This window comes from Sediminicoccus rosea (assembly GCF_033547095.1).
Lineage (GTDB): Bacteria > Pseudomonadota > Alphaproteobacteria > Acetobacterales > Acetobacteraceae > Roseococcus > Roseococcus rosea.
Genome location: NZ_CP137852.1, coordinates 3,401,104 through 3,418,086, shown reverse-complemented (window position 1 = coordinate 3,418,086; position 16,983 = coordinate 3,401,104). Strand labels below are relative to the sequence as shown.

Here is a 16,983-nt window from a genome sequence, read left to right as displayed (position 1 = left end):
GCCGAAATGCCATTCGGCCCGGGCCCTTAGCCGTTTCCCTCCAGCGCCACGGCGGCGACCGGGCCGGTGGCGCGATCCCAGAAGGCGGCGGCCATCTCGTCCATGTCCATCAGGCGCTCGACGGCCTCAGGCGAGAGCGGCAGCGGCTTGCCGGCGGCGTCGCCAACGCCCTCCCAGGCGGTGACGGCGTGGCGGGCCAGCGCCTTGACGAGGAAGGCGAAGGCGAGGCCGCGGGCCATGTCGGGGTCGAGGTCGGCCTCGGAGGCTCGCAGCGCGCCGAGGCGGCGGGCGGAGCCAGCCTGCGCCGCGGCCATGACAGCGGTGGTGACGGGGCGGATCTCCACGCGGACGCCACGGGGCAGGTCGAGCCAGTACGGCTCGACCGGGAGGTCGAGGGTGAGCATGACGTTCTCCATTTGCATGAAGTTGGCGGGTAAGTCGCTCCAACCCGAAGCCCTGGTGGCGAGCATGGAATAGCCCTGTCGGGCCCCATCATTATCCTCGCCTCCGGCGCAGATCGGAGCTGTCGCCAAGGAGGGAGAAGAGGGCCGCATCCGACCCGAAGGGGACTTGGCTTGCCGACGCGCGGCCTGCCCTCACCTTGCAACCGGTGCCCGCAGGCCAATGCGATGCAGAGCTAGCCTGGCAGAGGCATGGCCGGCGTGGCCGATATTCCGCGCGGGCGGCTCAGCCGCGCCGCACCGGCAGCACTCGGCCCTCATGGACGGTGCCCCAGACCGCGATGTCCTTGATCCGCGCCGCGTCCACCGTCAGCGGGTTCTCCTCAAGGATGCTGAAATTGGCAAGCTTGCCGGGCACGATGCTGCCGATCTCGGCGTCCATCCGCAGCGAATGCGCGGCGTTGAGCGTGATCCCCTGGAGTGCCGCGAGCCGGCTGGCCCGCTGGTCTGGCGCCGCGACGCGCCCGGATTCCGTTGTGCGGTTCACCGCGCAATGCATCAAGAACAGCGGCTGGCCGGGCGCCATCGGCATGTCGGAGTGGAGCGAATAGGACACGCCCGCGCGCTCGATGTCGCCGAGCCGCACCATGGTGTCGGCGCGCTCCGGCCCCAGGCCCTTCTGCGCATAGGCATCTGCCAGCGCGCGCACGTAGTAGGGGTTGGCGCTGACGATCACGCCGAGCCGCTTCATGCGCTCGACCTGGTCCTTCCGCGAGACCGCGAGATGGATGGCGAGCGTCCGGTGGTCGTGGCGCGGGCGCCGGCGCATGTTCGTCTCGACGGTGTCGAGCACCATGTCGAGGCCGGCGTCGCCGTTGACGTGGACGTGGATCTGGTAGCCCGCGTCCCAGTAGACCCTGAAAGCGCGCCCGAAGACATCCGGCTGCATGATCCATTCGCCATGCCCCTCGTCGATATAGGGGTCGCGCAGCTGCATCGCGAGCGAATAGATGGCGCCGTCAGCGAACAGCTTGATCGCCCGCGGCACCATGGCCGTCATGCCCTCGCCCCAGCCCAGCACTTTCTCCGTCTCGCTGATCGCGGTGTCCGGGAAGGCCGCGATGATGGACTTCCCGTCCGGGATGAAGAAAAAGCGGAAGGGGCTGTCGGGCCGCGACAGCACCGCGTTCTGGGCGTCCTGCAGCTGCTTCGAGAAGAGACCGCCGGGCTCGCAGCCGAGCGTCACGCCATTGGCGTGATAGTAGCCCACCACGAATTCGAGGCCGCGCCGCAGCCGGTCCGGCGTCGCGATCGCGGGCAGCAGCTTCGGCATGACGCCGAACATGCCGCCTTCCCAGAAATGGCCCTCGTCGAGGTTGGATTGCGCCCGCGCAGCCTCCGACAGGCCGGCGACGAAGGCGGCATCAATGCCGTAGGTGTCGAGCGCCTTGCCGTTGACGATGAATTCGTGGGCGGAGCGGTGCCAGACGATGATCGGCCGCGCGGTGCTGATCCGATCGAGATCGGCCCGGGTCAGGGCTCCGTGGAACAGCGGGTGATAGCCCCAGGTTACGAGCAACGCGGCCGGATCACGGAGCTTCGCGCTCGCCTCGGCCAGCCGTGCGCGATAGGCCTCGGGGGTCTTCGCGGCCGGCACGACGCCGGCGGGCAGCACCCAGTCCTCGATAGCGATGATCTCCGAGACCATCGTCAGGCCGGTTAGCAGCGGATGGTCGTGCTGCGCGATCAGGCCGGGCGCGATCACCTTATCCGCGAAGGTCTCGTCCACCCGGTAGGGCTGGCCGTTTGCCGCCGCCTGCAACTCCGCGACCGAGCCGACTGCGACGATGCGATCGCCGAGAATCGCGACGGCGGTGGCGGAGGGCTTGTCGGGATCGAGGGTGATGATCTCCCTGGCGCGGAAGATCGTGACCTGCGGCAGGCTCCTGGACTCGAACCGGCCGGCCAAGTCCTGGAAGGACGACTGTTGGGCCTGCGCCGTGCCGGGCGTGGCCGCTTCGCAGACGAAAGCGCCCGCCGTTGCCGCGGCGGCCGACCGCATGATCTGCCGGCGCGAGGGGAACGTGCTGCTCTTGAAGGCTTCCGCAAAGGCCGGGTTGCAAATAACGCACATCTGACTGCCTCCGCCTGGCAAGCCATAGATCCGTGTCGATCACGGCCTGTCGGTTCCCGGGCGTGACCCGAAGGTTGGACCCACGCGACCATTCTGCATGGATCGAGGTTGCACGCCATGCCGATCGCGCGCCCGGGCGCAGGACGGATCGGGCGGTTCAGACTGATGAGGCGAGACGCGGAACGGGACGCGTGCCCGCGCGTATGGTTGACCGTGTCGGGTACGACCCAAGAGGTCCGGGCCAGGAAAAACCAACCTTCGTCTGCATTTCGTCCGGAGTGGACTTGCATCGCCGTCTACCTGGCTCACGCATACTCCGTCCCCGCCTGCTGGTTCCGCAGCACCGCCGTCATCATGCGCGTGGCCGTCGCGTTGAACGCGGCCCGGAAATCGAAGCTCGCCTCGACCCCGGCCGGCCCCTCGATCGGCGTCTTGGCCAGCGCGAGATAGACCTCGTGCAGCGTGATCGTCAGGCTGCGGTTCGCATCGATGGTGAAGGCCAGGGCGAACTCCGCCGACGTGCCGGCCTGCGCCTGGGCGAGCAGCGTCGTATTCTCGAAGCGCACTGTGATCTGGCCCGTGCAGCGGGCGATGCCGGGATCCACGCCCTCGACCCGGCGATCGGCGCGAATGGTGCGCACGGCCTCCATGCCGTTGGCGTAGGTGAGCCGCGCGCCGGTGACCTGCGCCAGCGCCACGCTGCTGCGGGTGATGCTGCCTTGCGCCTTGTTAAAGGCCGTGTAAGTCGCGCTGGTCGGCGTGCCACCTGACGTGGCGCCCGTGCGCACCGACCCCTGACCCAGCAGCCCGAAAGTCGCCGTCGCCGCGCCTGTCGGCGTAAAATCCATCTCCAGCGTGTCGGCACGGATGCCGGTGCACACGTCGAAGGACGGCACGTCGGGATAGCCGATCTCCATCGCGTTGCTCGGCAGCGCCGCCGCGCCCGAGGTAAAGGTGTGGATGAAGTTGGTGGTGCCGGTGGTGGTCGCCGGGCCCAGCAGCAGCCGCAGCCAGTGGCCGATGTTGATCAGGTCCACCGGCACCACCGCCTGGCCGGCGACCGTGACCGTGTCCAGGAAAGGCGCGGCCGGATCGCGGTTGCTGCCGACGCCGATGACATCGGCGTCCAGCAGTGGCTGCTCCGCGCCGAGGTCGCAGGACAGGAACGGCATGCGCCGCCAGTTGCTGCCGGGCGCGGTGCCGTAGGTGGTCTCGGGCAGCATGAGCAGACGGCAATTCGCGCCGATGGCACGGGGCATGGGCTTTCTCCTGGAAGGGGATCAGGCCAGCGGCGAGCCGGCGACGGTGAACCAAAGCGTGATGGGGATAGCGGCGGCGCGGGCCGCGGCAGCGCCCTCGAACTCGACATCCTCGAAGGACGCACTGCCGGGCTGTGCCCATTCGACGGCGCCACTCAGAGTGCGGTTGGCGGTAACGGCCGCGGCAACATCCACCAGCAGCGCATCGAGCAGGGCGGTGCGCGCGGCGGGCGTGGCGCCGGCGACAGTGACCTCGACCTCGGCTCGATGCTCGATCTGCCAGGCGAGCGGGGAGAGGATGGGCGTCTCCTCCACCGCCTCGCCGTCGCGAACGACCACCAGCCCGCCGGCGGGGATGCGCTGCGGCACGGTTTCCCCGCGCAGCACGAGCGGTGCCGGATTCCGAACGGCCAGGGACGTGGCGAGCCGGCTGTGCAACGCCGCGATCGCGGCCTCGCGGACGCTCATGCCCACCCCAGCATCGATGCGAAGAAGCGGCCGGCGACCCAGGTCACCGCCAGACCGAATGGAATGGCGGCCCAGGACAGCACGACGAGCCCGAGCAGCAGGAGGAAGCGCGCGCGCATGGTCATGCTGCCCTCCCGCTCTCGCGTTCCCACGCCGCGACAAAGCGCCCCGGCAGGCGACGCAGCCCGCGCTCCGCCGCACCGCGCACATCGAGCCGCTTGGCCAGCTTCACCTGGGGCAGGAGCAGGAACATCGGCACCATCCCCTGCTCCAGCAGCCCGCGCGCCCAGGCCTCGCGGCCCTTGCGATTGGCCGTGCCAACTTCCGTCACGCCGCCCGCCACGAGGCGGGTCCGCCGCCGCCGCCCGGTCTGCTCGCCCTGGCGCAACGGCAGGCACCACACAAAGCCCCGGCCGGACTTGAAGGGCCGCAGGAAGGCCTGGCCGGAGGCGACCATCTGCGCGGGCGTGACGCGCATGCCCTTTTCGCCGCGGCCCCGGCGCCCCCGGGCCGCGTTGAAGCCGGTCGGGATGGCGAGGAACTTCCCGCCACCTTTCGCCCGGATTAGTGCCCCGCGCTCGAAGGCATCAATGACGCTCGGCACCTTGGTGAACACCAACCCCGCCGGCCGCAGCGACTGCCCGCTCCGCGGGAAGATCATCGACCGCCAGGCATTGGCGATGCCGCGCGCGTTGCCGCTGAGGGCGGTGGTGACCTGCCGCCGCAGTTCGACCTTCACCTGCTCCGTCTCGGCGCGGATGGCGGTCATGGCCGCGCGCTCGCCGGCACGGATCTCGTCGGCCAGCACCTTGCGAAGATCACCGACGATGCTGGCACCAAGCCGCATGGATCAACGCCCGCCGAACTTGCGGCTGAGGATGCGCAGCAGCAGATCGTGGAGAGCGGCGTAGCCGAGCGTGCCGGCCAGCCACGCCACCGCGAAGAGCCACCAGCCGTCGAGCTCGAAGGCATGGGCAATGAGCCAGGCGCCGGTGCCGAGGCTACCGCCGGCCAGGGCGTGCAGCAGATAGGCGCGGGTCAGGAGCGGCCGGTCGGTGGAGGAGAAGCGCGCCATGGCGCCGAGCGCACCCAGGGCGCCGGCGAGCAGCGCCTCGCCGACGATGCCGCCGATGCGTTCGGGGTCGATCATGGCGGTGCTCCTATCGGCGGCAGAAGACGCGCCAGGCGATGCCGGCGGCGTCGCGCTCGGCGTGCTGGACGGTCAGGGTGTCGGCGCCGAGCGTGAAGGTGTCGTCCGCATCCACAGCGGGCAGCACGGCGATGGCGACGGTCAGCACGTCGGTCGCCTGGATCACGCTGGTGCCGAAGGCGTCGCCGAGCCGATCCGGCGCCGAGCGGACCACGCGGAGCAGGACCGGCGCCCCGGTCCCGCCCGCGCGATAGCTCGCATCCGCACCGATGTTCGGATCCGCGGCCAGGGCGTCCATGGCCGCGGCAAAGGCGCTCATGCCGGCCGCCGCAGGCGCCAGGCGAGGACGCCCATCACGGCGGCGACGATGACCGCGATGGCGACGGCGGGCGCCAGCGTGCCGAGCGCCTGGATGGCCGGCGCCGCCTGCGCCACGGCGGTGGCGATACCCGCCGCGCCCACCAGCACAGCACCACGCCCGGTGCCGGTGATGGCGGCCACCTCGCGCAGCGTTACCGGCGGCGCAGGCGGGACCCCGGCCAGGGTCAGGGCCCGATCGATCACCGCGGTCGGATAGGACAGCCCGGCGCATTCGTGGTGGATGATGGCCTCGACCAGCGGGCGCAGGTGATCGTGCCGATGCAGGTCGATCGCCTCGTCCGGCCCGACGCCGATGCGCCGCGCCACCACCGCGACATACGCCGCGGTGTCGTTCTCCACCTTGGGCGCCCAGCGCTCGATGATCGCGCGAGGCGTCCGCAGCTTGTGCCGGTCCTGATAGGTGACCAGCAGCGCGGCGAGCGCACGGATGCCGAGTTCATGGCTGGTGAAGCGGCAGAAGCGCCCGTCGGAGGGCGGATCCGCCAGCCCCTGCCATTTGTTGGCTGGGACGTGCTCGATGTTGCCCGGATTGCGGTTGCGATAGCCCCGCGTGGCCTTGGGATCCATCGCCTTGCGGACCGGGCTCACGTGCCGAGCGCCGGCACGCGGTTGAGCCACACCCGGACGGTGGTGTCGGCGGCGAGCGCCGCCAGGCTGGCGATGCCGACCTGGAAGTTGCCCGCCGCAGTGGTGGTGATGCGCCGGTTGGTGTTGTCCCAGAAGACGCGGGCGCCGGCGGTGATGGCGAGCGCCGGTTCCTTCGTGATGTCGAACACGCCCTGGGTGGCAGCCTCGATGATGGCGTTCTGCGCGCCATCGACCGCGGCGACGCCGAAGAGCGCGCCGACCAGGACGCCCTGGCCGGAGAGGATGCCGCCGGCATAGGGAACGGCGATGGCCAGGCTGTTGCCCGGCTGGACGTAGTTGCGCATGGGGATGAGGTCTCCAGAAACGCAGAAGGCGTCCCGAAGGACGCCCTCTGCATGGATTGATGATGGTTGGGCTGACGGGTGAAGGCGGGGATCAGGTGCCCGGGTTGAACCAGGCGCCGCGCCAGTCGATGGCGCCGACGCCGAAGTCGAAGATCACCGAGACCTCGACGCCATCCACGCCCTGGACATTGCCCGTGGTGACCTGCGGCCCCTCGGCTCCGTTGAGGTAGCCGTAGACGTAGACCGGCGCCGCGAAGGGATCGGAGAACAGGTACCAGCGGTTGGCGGGGATCAGTGGCTCGACCAGCGGCTGCACGAAGCCCGCATAGACGTTGGCGTTGCTGGTCTGCGTCGCCTGCACCGACACCGTGAGCTGCCGCGCGGCAAGCTCCTGGTTCGGCCCGACCAGCAGCCGCATCTGCGAGCCCACCGCGATGGGCAGGCCGTCCAGCGTCCGCTGGCGCATCACCGCCGCACGGCCGAGCGCGAGATTGCCCAGGTCGAGCAGCGTGCCGGCACTGGCCTTGTTCAGCCGGGCGGCACCGGTGGCAAAGACCGGGGCCGCGCCGGTGACCAGGGTCGGGCCGTCACCGGTGGCGCTGTTCACCAGCGCATAGGCCGTGGCGTTCTCGAAATCGGCGACGCGCCGGCCGATCATGCTGGCGAAGTCGGTGAAGGCGCCGAGGTCGTCGTTGACCAGCATCTGCCGCGTGACGCGGATGCGCCGCGCGAAGGTCTGCAGGAACACAAGCTCCTGGCTCTCGGACATAGTGCCGGCCTGGATCTCGCCGTTCTCCGACAGCGCCACGAGGTTGGGGAAATCCCCCACGCGCAGGTGGCGGTGCGGCTTGAAGTCCCGAAAATCGCGGCGGAGGAACAGCGTGCGATAGGTCGGCTGCGCCGGGGCATAGGCCGCGAGCAGCATCTTGTTGGCCGCGGCCGAGAGCAGCGCGGGGAAGTCGCTGGTGGTGTGGAAGGCGCGCTCGGCCAGGATGGTCGGGTTGCGGGGGATGTTGCGCTCGCCGCGGGCGCGGAGCAGTTCGCCCATCATGTCGGAGGGGCGCCAGCCCATGAATTCGACGTGGCGGCCGGCGCCGGGGCCCGTGCTGGGCGCCTGGTAGCCGGGCATGGAGCGGGCGGCGAGCGCCTCGGCCATGGCGTCGAGCAGGCTGGCCGGGTCGTCCTGGCCGGGGCCGGTCTCGGGGCGCGCCGGCAGAGAGGGGCGCGGGCCCTGGCTGGCGAAGGCGTCCCACAGGCGGCCGCGCAGCACCTCGGGGGAGATGCGGTCGCGAATGGCGGCTTCGCGCATGGCGTCGAGCATGTCGGGGGTCACCAGGCCGCGGGCGCCGGCCAGCACCGGCTCATAGGCGGCGATGCGCTCGACGGCGGCGCGGTCCGCCTCGGCGCGGATGGCGTCGAGGTCGGGCGCGGGCGGGGCTGCGCGGGTCGGCTCGGGCGGGGCGGTGGTGGTCACGGGGTTCTCCTGGGGCGTGGGTGCGATGGGCGGCGCAGGCGGCGCCGGCGCGGGATCCGGCGAAGCCGGCGTCGTCTCGGTCATGGTGGGTTCCTCTGTCAGGGCGGGTTCGATGGCAGTGGCGGGAGTGCCCTGCGGCTCCTCGCCACGGATCACGGCCAGGCCGTCCACCGGGACGGGCACGATCGAGATCTCGTAGGGCTCCCAATCCACGGCGCGGTGGATGGTCTGGCCGGTGGCAGCGTCGGGCCGCGGGTCGTAGCGGTGCACGCGATAGCCAACGCTCACAGACTGCAGCGTGCCATCGGCGACACGCTGCCAGACTGGCTCGACGTCATCGGCGCCGCTGAACTGCAGCGTGGCGTAGCCGCGGCCAGCCTCAAGGCGGGCGGCGGTGACACGGCCCAGAACATCACGTGTGCCGGCGCGGCGATGGGTGTCCAGCACAGGCGCGCGGCCCGAGCGCAGCGCGTCCATGCGTACCGCCTCCGGGCGCATGTCGAGCTCCTCGATGATGGGACCGAGCGGCGGGACGAAGTTGCGGGCCCGGGCGCCGGTGCTCCACACCACCTCGACGGTGCGGGCCGCGCGATTGACGGTGACCGGCGCGGCCAGCGCGCGGCAGGCCACGATCGACTGCCCAGCGATGGGAACTCGATCGGGCGTAGCGTCGGGATCCGGCGCGGGGGTCTCCCCGCCCGGTTCGATCGGCTCTGTCATGCGAAAGGTCCTGGGCTTAGGGCGCCGTGAAGCCCTGGAGGTTGGCGATCACCACCGCGCCGGCGGTAACCGCCTGGATGTTCAGCGCGGCATTGGCCGTGGTGCGCAGTGGGGTCGGAAAGTCGATGTTGGTGGGGCTGAGATTGGCCGGCAGCAGCGCGCGCCAGACCGGCGTGGTGCCGTCGCGGATCTGGAACTCCGTGGCCGTGGCGCTGGCGTTCTGCACCTGCATCCCCGTCACGTAGCGGCGAATGCCGGCGCCACCTGCGGCCTGCACGGCGGTGTCGCTGCCGGTCGCGATGCCGGCCACCGGCCCCGCATAGGTCCAGTCTGCCTCCGGAATGGCATAGGGCTTGGTGACGATCGCGCCGATCAGCGTGGCCAGCAGGTCGACACCGCGCGCCGTGGTCACCGCCACCGGGTTGGCGGAGTAGCCGGTTGCCGCCAGCACCGGCACGGCGCCGGCCGTGTTGCGCGCCTGGCCGCCGACGACGCTGAGCGCGGGGGCCGCGGCGGTCAGCACGTTCACGCCGATCCCCTGGCCGGCGACGGCATTGGCGCGGCCTGCGGTGATCGCGGTGGTGAGCTCGGCATAGTCGGAGATCGAGACGAATTGCAGCCGGAGATCGGTGTTGGAGGCCGGCGCCAGGTTGCGGCTGATCGTCGCCCAGCCGGTGTTGACGTAGGCGCCGGTGAAGCTGGAGCCGACCAGATCAAAGTTGTTCGCGTCGATCACCGTGATGGTGAAGGTGCCGTTCGCCCCCGGCACGCCGGCGACGTTGGCCACCGTCACGGAATCTGAGGTCGCGTAGCCATGCGCGGCTCGGGTGATGCGCACCGCGCTGCTGCCGTTGTTGGCCACCGCGGAGATGCCGTGGAAGACCTGCCGGTTCCGCACCCGCACGCGAAAGCGATACAGTGCCGAGGGGTCGGGCAGCTGCTGCTGGCGAGCGTAGGAATTGGCCCGCAGGCCGGTGCCATCGAGCGCGCGGCCGTGGAAGTAGCATTCATCGCTGTTGGGCTCGAGCTCCAGCACCGACCAGCCGGCCGGGGCCGTGGTGGGGATGGTGACGCCCGAGGCAGTGCCAAGCCGAGGGGCCCCGTCGCTGCCCACCTCGTAATTGGCAAGGGTGGCGCTGACGCCATCCAGGCGCCAAGCGACGATGTTGCGCTCGTCGGGCACGCTCGTCTCGGGCGTGACGCTGACGAGTTCCAGCCAGGCGGTCTGGCCGGCGATGCGCTGGCTGAGGTTCAGCGCGACCATCGCGCGCAGCGGCAGCATGAAGCTCTGGCGGCTGAGCAGGATCAGCTCGTCATCCAGCGTGGTGCCGGTGGAGATCTGTGCGGTGCCGTTCGCCACCGTGAGGGTCATGCCACTGCCGGTGGACAGCACCTCCCAGCGGGTCGGGTTGAGGACGTCGCCGCCAAAGTTGTCGCGGAAGCGCCGGCGCATGCTTTTGACTTTGAGCATGTCGTCGGCCCAGTCATAGCCGCCTGGGATCATGAGGGTGCTCCTGGATTGGGGGCGGCGCCCGCATCGGCCGGCGCATCAGCGCGCGGGCTGGCGGCACCGGTGGCGGCGATTTCGATGGCGGCCAGCTGGGCGGCGTCCTGGGCCGCGCCGGACTTGGCGACGCGGCGAGGATCGCTGTCGAGGGAGAGCCCGGCCTCGTCGAGCAGGGCATTGGCCTCGCGGATCATCTCGACCACCTGGCGGAAGTCGTAGCCGAAGGCACCGACCGCCTCAGGCTGCGGCACGAAGCCGGCGCGGACCTGGGCGATCAGCGCCGTGGTGTCCTTGAGCGGGTCGATCATCTCGTGGGCGGGCGGGACGTGGGACAGGCCGTCCGGCACCTCCGCACGCCACAGCCCGAGCAGTGCACCCTGCGCATGGAAGCGGTCGGCGATGGGCCGCACCAGCATCGGGATCAGCATGCCGTACTGGACCTGCTCGCAGAGGCGACGGAACTCGATCTTTCCGGCGCGGAGGGACGAGTAGTTGGCCTGGGTGAGGTCGCCGGCCACCTGGTCATAGGTGAGGCCGGTGCCGACCGCCGACGCCTCGAGCGCCCGGCGCGCGAAGGCGGCATGGCTGCCGCCACCCGAAGGGTTCACCACCTCCACGGATCCCATGCCGCGGCGATACAGGATCATCCCCGGCTCGAAGCTCTCCACCGTGCGGCCCTGGGCGTCGCGCAGCAGGCCGGATGCCGGGCCGGTCATGGCATCGTCGCCATCCTCCGAGACCACCGCGGCGAGGCAGGCCTCGATCTTGGCCTTCATAAGGAGCGCAGCCTCGTAGTCGCCGAGATCCCGCAGGCGCGTCAGCACCGGCGCCAGCCAGGACACGTCGCGCAACTGGCCGGGGCGGCGCTTGCGGTAGATGTGCAGCACGTCGCGGGCAGGTACGCGCTGGCTGCTCAACCAGGTGGCGCCGCCCGGCAGCACCCAGGAGGCACCGGGATGCACGCGGTGCAGCCAGTAGCCAACCGGCTCACCGGCCTCGCCGAGGCCGATGCCCTGCAGCGTGGGGACGCCCTCGATGACGCCCTGGCGTGCCGCGTCGAGGTGGTCGCTCTCCAGCACCTGCAGGCGCAGGCCGATCGGGTTCGCCGGCGTGATCTCAGCCGGCAGGAGGCGGACGAAGCATTCCCCGCTCTCCACCACCGCCCGCATGACCAGCGCCTGCAGGCCATAGAGATCGAGCCGGCCCTCGGCGTCGCAAGCAGTGCTGTCGGACCAGCGGCGCCAAGCCTCGGCATGGGGCTTGTCGGGCCAGCGGGTAGTGATGCCTGCGCCCACCGCGTTGCCGGTCCAGAGATCGACGATGCGGGCGGCGTATGGGTCGTTGCGGACAGCATCGCGGGCGCGCCGCGCCACCGTGGGCGCGGCGGCGCCAACCTCGGCCGTGGCACTGCCGCCGGACGCGGCCCAGCTCGAGGCGCGGCTGTCCTGCGCCGCGGCATAGCCGCGCAGCGCGTGCCAGGCATCGCGAAGGCGGCCCATCACCTGCTTCCCTCGCGGGAGAAGCTGGCGAAGGTCACGCTGGGGCGGCGGGCCGCAGTGTTCTCGGCGGCGTGGAGCACCGATAGCGCGCGGCCGAGCTCATCCGGCGAGCGGTATTCCACCGTGCGGCCGTCGAAGGTCACGCGCGTGGTGCCGCCGGTGAAGGCAGACGCCAGGACCGCGGCGCGCGTGCCGGCGGGCTGCGCCAACGCCCAGGCGAGGACGGTCGGGTTCATCACGTCCCTCCTTCAGCGAAGCCAGCCGCTACGCGGCGCGAGCCAGCCACGCGGGCGTTGGGTGTCAGTCGCGACCTGTGGCGGCGATGGATGAGCGACATTCCCTCCGGTGGGAATCTCGCCTGCTGGCAGCGACAGCGCATCGGCCATCCGTGCCCAGCGGCCGTCACCCCAGCCATCCATGCCAAGCGCGGCCGCCGCGGCACGGGCGTAGACCCGGCAGTCCAGCGCCTCGTTGCGTTCCCTGGTCTTGACCCATTCAAGCCGGCGAAAGCCGTTGCGGCCGGCGCGGGCGACGAACTGCTCGGCGGTGAGCTGCCGGCAGAATTCCTCCCCTGCCGCGTGCAGCGGCAGGTGGACAAAGCCGGGCGGGAACGGATCGCCGCTCTCCGCGGTGGGCCGTTCCAGCTTCAGCCAACCATAGGTCTCGCCCTTTAAGAAGGACGAGCCGACCGGCCAGACCTTCAGCCCACCCAGCTTGCGCCCGTTCCGCCGCACCTCGGTGGCCGAAGGCTGGCCGATCGCGGCCCGCAGCCCGTCCTGGCCTTTCACGGCAATGGCCCGGCCGGCGCCGGCGCGGCGCACGAAGCTGTACACCTCGGCGGTGGTCATGCCGTCGCCGCTGTCGATCGCCGTCATGGCGAGGCCGAGCCGATGGCCGGACGCATGGCGCCAGGTTTCGCCAAGCAGGCCGCGCAGCTCGTCCCAAACCGCGGCCTCAAAGGGATTGCCCACCAGGATGCGGTGCTCGATCAGCCAGGACTGGCGATCCTGCGCCCAGGCCCAGATGCTGGCCTCGAGGCGATCGCGCTGCACGTCGACGCCGGCCGTCAGCAGCAGCCCCTCGGCTGCCACCGTGCCGGGGTCCCATTCCTCCCGCCGGTCATAGAGCCGCTGCCAATCCGGCGCCTCGCCGCTCTCCTGCCAGGTTTCGCCGAGGACTGTGTTCCGGAATGTCTTGATGGCGCGGTCGTCGCCCTGCGCCGCCTCCCAATCCCGCACCGCCTGCGACCAGGAGAACCAGCCGACCGGGGAGTAGAGCGCCGAGATGTGGAAGCCGATCGCATGCGGATCCTGCGGGATGGCGGTGGGGCGCCACTCGCCGCCGGCCAGCATCACCGTCTTATGCTGCTCGCCGATGGCGCCGTCGCAGGCTTCACAGAGATAGCGGGCGGTGTCGGGCTCACCCTTGTCCCAGACCAGCCGCTCGAAGCGCAGCCATTGCATCGCGGCGCAGTGCGGGCAGGGGAGAAAGAACCGCCGCTGGTCGCTGGCCAGATACTCGCGCTCGATGCGCGACAGGCCCGAGATGGTGGGCGTCGAGACCAGCAGCGTCTTGCGGCGCCAGCCGAAGGTCCGCGCCCGTGCCTCGGCCAGGGCGACGGGATCGCCCTCGCCCTCGACGTCGCCGGGGTAGGCGTCGACCTCGTCCAGGAATAGGAAGCGCGCCGACATGGAGCGCAGGCCCACCGCGCTGTTGGCGCCGGTCATCACCAACTGGCCACCGGGGAACTCCTTCGATAGCTGGCGATTGCCGCTATCCCTGGAGCGCGCTGGCGCGACGCGCTGCCGGATGGCCGGCGTCTCCTCCACCAGCGGGTCAATGCGCTGATCGGAGAAGCGCTTGGCCAGTTCGGTGGTCGGCTGCACCGCGAGCATGGGGCCCGGCGCGTGGTGGATGACGTAGCCGATCCAGTTATTGCCGCATTCCGTGCCGCCGACCTGCGCCCCTTTCATGAAGACCACGCGTCGTGCCGGATGTGCCGGCGAAAGCGCGTCCATGACGTCGCGCAGATAGGGCGTGCGGTTGGTGCGCCATGGTCCCGGTTCGGCGCTGCCGCGGGAGCCGAGCATGCGGTGCTTGTCGGCCCAGTCCGAGACCAGCAGTGCAGGCTCGGGCGCCATACCATCGCGCCACGCCTGCAGGATCTCGGCGGCACCGTCGAAGTTGCCGAGCTCGCCGATGATCTGTTCGCCGGTCATCATGCGACCGCCACGCGGACGTCGTTGCGCTCGGCCAGGTATTGCCGGAGCCTGGCATCCATCAGTGTCTGCAGCCGGTGGGCATCGACGCCGAGTTCCGCCGCCAGTTCAGCGGCGATCCGGGCCGGCCAGGCGAGGATGGCATCGCGCTCCTCCTTGGCCAGCCGGTGCACGAGCATGAGCGCGCGAGCCTTTTCGACCAGCTGGCCGCGACGCTCATCGAGCCGGAGCTTACGCTCCTGCGCCTTGAGCATCTCGTTGGCGGTGCGCGCATTGTGGAAGCTGCTGCCGCCGGCGGAGGGGGTTGGCAGCGGCTCTGGCAGGGGTGGCGCGACGAAGGCTGGCCGAGGCGGGGTCGGGGGTGGCGAAGGCGAAGGCGAAGGCGGTGCCGGCACCGGCGCCACCATCGCCGCCGTCTTGCGCGCCGGATCGCTGCTGGCCGCGAGCCTGGCGCGAACCTTCTCGACATCCCAGCCGCCACCCGGCTCCTGCGCAATGCGGCCGGACTGGGCGGCCTTCTGCAGCGCGGTGTGCGAGATGCCGAGCCGGCGCGCCACCTCGCGCTGCGAGGGGACCAGCGCATCGGAAGCGGCTGCGATCATGATGTGATCGAACCCCTCCGATCATAGCAATTCCATGAGCGCGAGATGCGCTTGGCTCACGCGCGGCAGAGCGCGAATGGTCCGTCACACGCAGCGCATCACGCCCTGCACCACGACGGAGACGAGCATGACCGACCGCACCGCCCGCGCCGCCCGCAACCAGGAAAACAGCCTGGCCGCCTTCCTGGCCAAGAAGGCCGAATTCGACGCCCTCCTCACGGAACTCACCCAGGCCAGCGAAGACCATTTCGGCGCGGACCCCGAGACGGTGCTTTGGGGCGAAGCAGCCTGGCTTTCCGATGCCACTGCGAAGCTGAAGGACATCGCGGACCAGCATTTCCGCCGCGGCGAATACGCCGCCTAACGCGGGCCACTCCCGTACCGCCCCGACCGGCGACGCCGGCGGGGCTCTCGGCAGTAGGGGCCGATGACCGGCACCCGGAGCCGGAGACCAACACGATGACCAAGCTTTCCGACAGCCAGCGCGTGATCCTCAGCGCCGCCGCGCAGCACGAGATGGGCCTGGCCCGCGCGCCGAAGACCCTGCCGGCCGCGGCCCGCAACGCGGTGTTCCGCAGCCTGATCAAGAACAACCTGCTCACCGAGATCAACGCCCCGCGCGAGCATGTCGGGCTGGGCTGGCGGCAGGATGACGACGGCACCTGGATCGTGGCGCGCATCACCGACGAGGGGCTGCGCGCCATCGGCATCGACCCGAATGAGGGCGACGCGGTGGCCGGCGAGCGCGACACGGCGCCGACGGTGGCGCCGCACGCGGAGCGCGCCGCACAGGACGCCACGGTCGCCGAAGCCGCCCAGGCCGCGCCCCTGACGGAGGAGATCGCCCTGCTCGACCAGGCCCTCGCGGCACGCGTCGCCACCCCACGCGCCAACCTGCGCGACACCGCCGCGGCCATCCTCGCGGCCTGGGACGACCAGGCCGCTCGCTTCGGGACGCATGATGGCGACCTGATCGGCGCCCTGGACGCGCCGATCGCGACCCTGCGCGCCACGCTCGCGGGCAAGCCCACCCGCGCCCCGCGGGACGCCAACACGCCGCGCAAGCCACGCGAGGGCACGAAGCAGGAGCAGGTGCTGGCGATGCTCCGTCGCCCCGAGGGTGCCACCGTCGCGCAGATCGCTGAGGCCACGGGGTGGAACAGCAACACGGTCCGCGGCTTCTTCGCCGGGCTGAAGAAGAAGGGCCACGCGGTCGAGGTGATGGAGCGGGTCCGCCAGGTCGGCCCGAACAAGGAAGGCGCCCGCGGATCCTACACGGTCTACCGCATCGGAGGCTGAGTAGGGTGCGGCGCCCCACGCCGCCGCAGCCAACATCTTGGCCGGCCGGGCAACGTTCAGGTCCCGGCCGGCGTTAAGATTTGTCTCCGACAAGGAAGCCGCTCAATGCCGTCCAAGAATGTAATCGCTGTGCGCATCGCGTACAGCAGTTGAGTGCCATGCACGCCGTCCGGCTTGGCCGGGGAAGGCCCCTGCTGCTGATCCACGGGCTGGGCGGCTCATGGCGATCCTGGAGCCCAATCCTCCATGACCTTGCCCGCGAGCGAGAGGTCATTGCGGTCGATCTCCCCGGATTTGGCGAGAGCCCGCCTTTGCAGGGTGAGGTGTCCATCGACACGCTCGCCCGGGCGGTCACCGAGTTCCTTGCCGCCGAGGGCCTGACTGGGGTCGATGTCGTTGGTAGTTCGATGGGCGCGCGGCTCGTGCTGGAGCTCGCGCGGCGCCGCGTGGTGGGGTCCACCGTTTCGCTCAACCCCGGCGGCTTTTGGCAGGGATGGGAGCGCCGGTTCTTCTACACCTCGATCGCGGTGTCGATACGGCTGGTCCGGCTGCTGCAGCCGATCATGCCGGCCATCACCGGCAGCGCGATTGGCCGGACGCTGCTGTTCCCGCAATTCTCGCCGCGGCCATGGCGCCTCTCGCCAGTGGTGACACTCGAGGAAATGCGCAGCTACGCAGCGGCGCCCTCCTTCGACGAGTTGCTGCGCAGCCTCGCTTATGGACCAGCCCAAGAGGGCGCGGCACCGGGATCCCTTCCTGGCAGGTTGGTGATCGGTTGGGGCCGACAGGACCGTGTGTGCTTGCCGATCCAGGCAGGCCGCGCCAAGGCACTGTTCCCGGATGCCCGACTTCACTGGTTCGAGGGCTGCGGGCACTTCCCGCATTGGGACAAGCCGGGCGAGACGACGGGACTGATCTTGGACAGCACCGGTTAGCAA

19 protein-coding genes are annotated in these 16,983 nt (G+C 70.6%); 3 read left to right on the top strand and 16 right to left on the bottom strand.

Translation table 11 applies throughout. The features are described from left to right. Positions 1–26 precede the first annotated feature (26 nt). The 16 genes from R9Z33_RS16545 to R9Z33_RS16470 form a co-directional block, all read right to left on the bottom strand. Entirely contained in the window at positions 27–404 is a 378-nt protein-coding gene (locus R9Z33_RS16545; protein ID WP_318647669.1) for a hypothetical protein, read from the bottom strand. A gap of 283 nt (positions 405–687) precedes the next feature. Continuing rightward, positions 688–2,463 (bottom strand): amidohydrolase, encoded by a 1,776-nt coding sequence (locus R9Z33_RS16540; protein WP_318647668.1) that lies wholly within the window; start codon positions 2,461–2,463, stop codon positions 688–690. A 377-nt stretch (positions 2,464–2,840) separates the two neighbouring features. After that, entirely contained in the window at positions 2,841–3,794 is a 954-nt protein-coding gene (locus R9Z33_RS16535; RefSeq protein WP_318647667.1) for a phage tail tube protein, read from the bottom strand. A 21-nt stretch (positions 3,795–3,815) separates the two neighbouring features. After that, positions 3,816–4,262, bottom strand: a complete 447-nt coding sequence (locus R9Z33_RS16530) for a hypothetical protein (protein WP_318647666.1) — start codon at positions 4,260–4,262, stop codon at positions 3,816–3,818. Next, positions 4,259–4,387: a hypothetical protein gene (locus R9Z33_RS16525; RefSeq protein ID WP_318647665.1), complete on the bottom strand. Its 129-nt coding sequence runs from the start codon at positions 4,385–4,387 to the stop codon at positions 4,259–4,261. Before R9Z33_RS16525 ends, R9Z33_RS16530 begins: the two co-directional genes overlap by 4 nt. Beyond that, positions 4,384–5,109: a DUF6441 family protein gene (locus R9Z33_RS16520; protein WP_318647664.1), complete on the bottom strand. Its 726-nt coding sequence runs from the start codon at positions 5,107–5,109 to the stop codon at positions 4,384–4,386. Before R9Z33_RS16520 ends, R9Z33_RS16525 begins: the two co-directional genes overlap by 4 nt. Positions 5,110–5,112: 3 nt before the next feature. Next, on the bottom strand, positions 5,113–5,412 hold the full coding sequence (locus R9Z33_RS16515) for a hypothetical protein (protein ID WP_092963389.1): 300 nt from the start codon (positions 5,410–5,412) through the stop codon (positions 5,113–5,115). Positions 5,413–5,422: 10 nt separating this feature from the next. Continuing rightward, positions 5,423–5,731, bottom strand: a complete 309-nt coding sequence (locus tag R9Z33_RS16510; protein WP_318647663.1) for a head-tail joining protein — start codon at positions 5,729–5,731, stop codon at positions 5,423–5,425. Beyond that, positions 5,728–6,381 (bottom strand): structural protein, encoded by a 654-nt coding sequence (locus tag R9Z33_RS16505; protein WP_318647662.1) that lies wholly within the window; start codon positions 6,379–6,381, stop codon positions 5,728–5,730. Before R9Z33_RS16505 ends, R9Z33_RS16510 begins: the two co-directional genes overlap by 4 nt. After that, on the bottom strand, positions 6,378–6,725 hold the full coding sequence (locus R9Z33_RS16500; RefSeq protein WP_318647661.1) for a DUF2190 family protein: 348 nt from the start codon (positions 6,723–6,725) through the stop codon (positions 6,378–6,380). The genes R9Z33_RS16505 and R9Z33_RS16500 overlap by 4 nt, the downstream gene beginning before the upstream one ends. Before the next feature lie 91 nt (positions 6,726–6,816). After that, positions 6,817–8,919, bottom strand: a complete 2,103-nt coding sequence (locus R9Z33_RS16495; RefSeq protein WP_318647660.1) for a prohead protease/major capsid protein fusion protein — start codon at positions 8,917–8,919, stop codon at positions 6,817–6,819. Positions 8,920–8,935: 16 nt separating this feature from the next. Then, complete coding sequence (locus R9Z33_RS16490; RefSeq protein WP_318647659.1) at positions 8,936–10,372, bottom strand: hypothetical protein; 1,437 nt, start codon at positions 10,370–10,372, stop codon at positions 8,936–8,938. 47 nt (positions 10,373–10,419) lie between these two features. Beyond that, on the bottom strand, positions 10,420–11,925 hold the full coding sequence (locus R9Z33_RS16485) for a phage portal protein (protein WP_318647658.1): 1,506 nt from the start codon (positions 11,923–11,925) through the stop codon (positions 10,420–10,422). Continuing rightward, positions 11,925–12,161: a phage head-tail joining protein gene (locus R9Z33_RS16480; protein WP_318647657.1), complete on the bottom strand. Its 237-nt coding sequence runs from the start codon at positions 12,159–12,161 to the stop codon at positions 11,925–11,927. The genes R9Z33_RS16485 and R9Z33_RS16480 overlap by 1 nt, the downstream gene beginning before the upstream one ends. Before the next feature lie 12 nt (positions 12,162–12,173). Then, positions 12,174–14,147, bottom strand: a complete 1,974-nt coding sequence (locus tag R9Z33_RS16475) for a phage terminase large subunit family protein (RefSeq protein WP_318647656.1) — start codon at positions 14,145–14,147, stop codon at positions 12,174–12,176. Next, positions 14,144–14,746: an elements of external origin gene (locus tag R9Z33_RS16470; RefSeq protein ID WP_318647655.1), complete on the bottom strand. Its 603-nt coding sequence runs from the start codon at positions 14,744–14,746 to the stop codon at positions 14,144–14,146. The genes R9Z33_RS16475 and R9Z33_RS16470 overlap by 4 nt, the downstream gene beginning before the upstream one ends. A 76-nt stretch (positions 14,747–14,822) precedes the next feature. On the opposite strand from R9Z33_RS16470, the gene R9Z33_RS16465 reads away from it, so the two are divergent. The 3 genes from R9Z33_RS16465 (at position 14,823) to R9Z33_RS16455 (ending at position 16,980) form a co-directional block, all read left to right on the top strand. Next, entirely contained in the window at positions 14,823–15,110 is a 288-nt protein-coding gene (locus R9Z33_RS16465) for a hypothetical protein (RefSeq protein ID WP_318647654.1), read from the top strand. Between the two features lie 95 nt (positions 15,111–15,205). Further along, a complete protein-coding gene (locus R9Z33_RS16460) occupies positions 15,206–16,045 on the top strand; it encodes a DUF3489 domain-containing protein (protein ID WP_318647653.1) in 840 nt (279 codons plus the stop codon). Between the two features lie 158 nt (positions 16,046–16,203). Next, a complete protein-coding gene (locus R9Z33_RS16455) occupies positions 16,204–16,980 on the top strand; it encodes an alpha/beta fold hydrolase (protein WP_318647652.1) in 777 nt (258 codons plus the stop codon). Positions 16,981–16,983 lie beyond the last annotated feature (3 nt).

Bases quoted from the DNA above. Each gene is read 5' to 3' on its own strand.
- R9Z33_RS16470 (WP_318647655.1), bottom strand. From the start codon at position 14,746: ATGATCGCAGCCGCTTCCGATGCGCTGGTCCCCTCGCAGCGCGAGGTG.
- R9Z33_RS16490 (WP_318647659.1), bottom strand. From the start codon at position 10,372: ATGCGCCGGCGCTTCCGCGACAACTTTGGCGGCGACGTCCTCAACCCG.
- R9Z33_RS16465 (WP_318647654.1), top strand. From the start codon at position 14,823: ATGGTCCGTCACACGCAGCGCATCACGCCCTGCACCACGACGGAGACG.
- R9Z33_RS16525 (WP_318647665.1), bottom strand. From the start codon at position 4,387: ATGACCATGCGCGCGCGCTTCCTCCTGCTGCTCGGGCTCGTCGTGCTG.
- R9Z33_RS16545 (WP_318647669.1), bottom strand. From the start codon at position 404: ATGCTCACCCTCGACCTCCCGGTCGAGCCGTACTGGCTCGACCTGCCC.
- R9Z33_RS16510 (WP_318647663.1), bottom strand. From the start codon at position 5,731: ATGAGCGCCTTTGCCGCGGCCATGGACGCCCTGGCCGCGGATCCGAAC.
- R9Z33_RS16455 (WP_318647652.1), top strand. From the start codon at position 16,204: ATGCACGCCGTCCGGCTTGGCCGGGGAAGGCCCCTGCTGCTGATCCAC.
- R9Z33_RS16495 (WP_318647660.1), bottom strand. From the start codon at position 8,919: ATGACAGAGCCGATCGAACCGGGCGGGGAGACCCCCGCGCCGGATCCC.
- R9Z33_RS16485 (WP_318647658.1), bottom strand. From the start codon at position 11,925: ATGGGCCGCCTTCGCGATGCCTGGCACGCGCTGCGCGGCTATGCCGCG.
- R9Z33_RS16460 (WP_318647653.1), top strand. From the start codon at position 15,206: ATGACCAAGCTTTCCGACAGCCAGCGCGTGATCCTCAGCGCCGCCGCG.
- R9Z33_RS16540 (WP_318647668.1), bottom strand. From the start codon at position 2,463: ATGCGGTCGGCCGCCGCGGCAACGGCGGGCGCTTTCGTCTGCGAAGCG.
- R9Z33_RS16480 (WP_318647657.1), bottom strand. From the start codon at position 12,161: ATGAACCCGACCGTCCTCGCCTGGGCGTTGGCGCAGCCCGCCGGCACG.
- R9Z33_RS16520 (WP_318647664.1), bottom strand. From the start codon at position 5,109: ATGCGGCTTGGTGCCAGCATCGTCGGTGATCTTCGCAAGGTGCTGGCC.
- R9Z33_RS16500 (WP_318647661.1), bottom strand. From the start codon at position 6,725: ATGCGCAACTACGTCCAGCCGGGCAACAGCCTGGCCATCGCCGTTCCC.
- R9Z33_RS16475 (WP_318647656.1), bottom strand. From the start codon at position 14,147: ATGATGACCGGCGAACAGATCATCGGCGAGCTCGGCAACTTCGACGGT.
- R9Z33_RS16535 (WP_318647667.1), bottom strand. From the start codon at position 3,794: ATGCCCCGTGCCATCGGCGCGAATTGCCGTCTGCTCATGCTGCCCGAG.
- R9Z33_RS16530 (WP_318647666.1), bottom strand. From the start codon at position 4,262: ATGAGCGTCCGCGAGGCCGCGATCGCGGCGTTGCACAGCCGGCTCGCC.
- R9Z33_RS16515 (WP_092963389.1), bottom strand. From the start codon at position 5,412: ATGATCGACCCCGAACGCATCGGCGGCATCGTCGGCGAGGCGCTGCTC.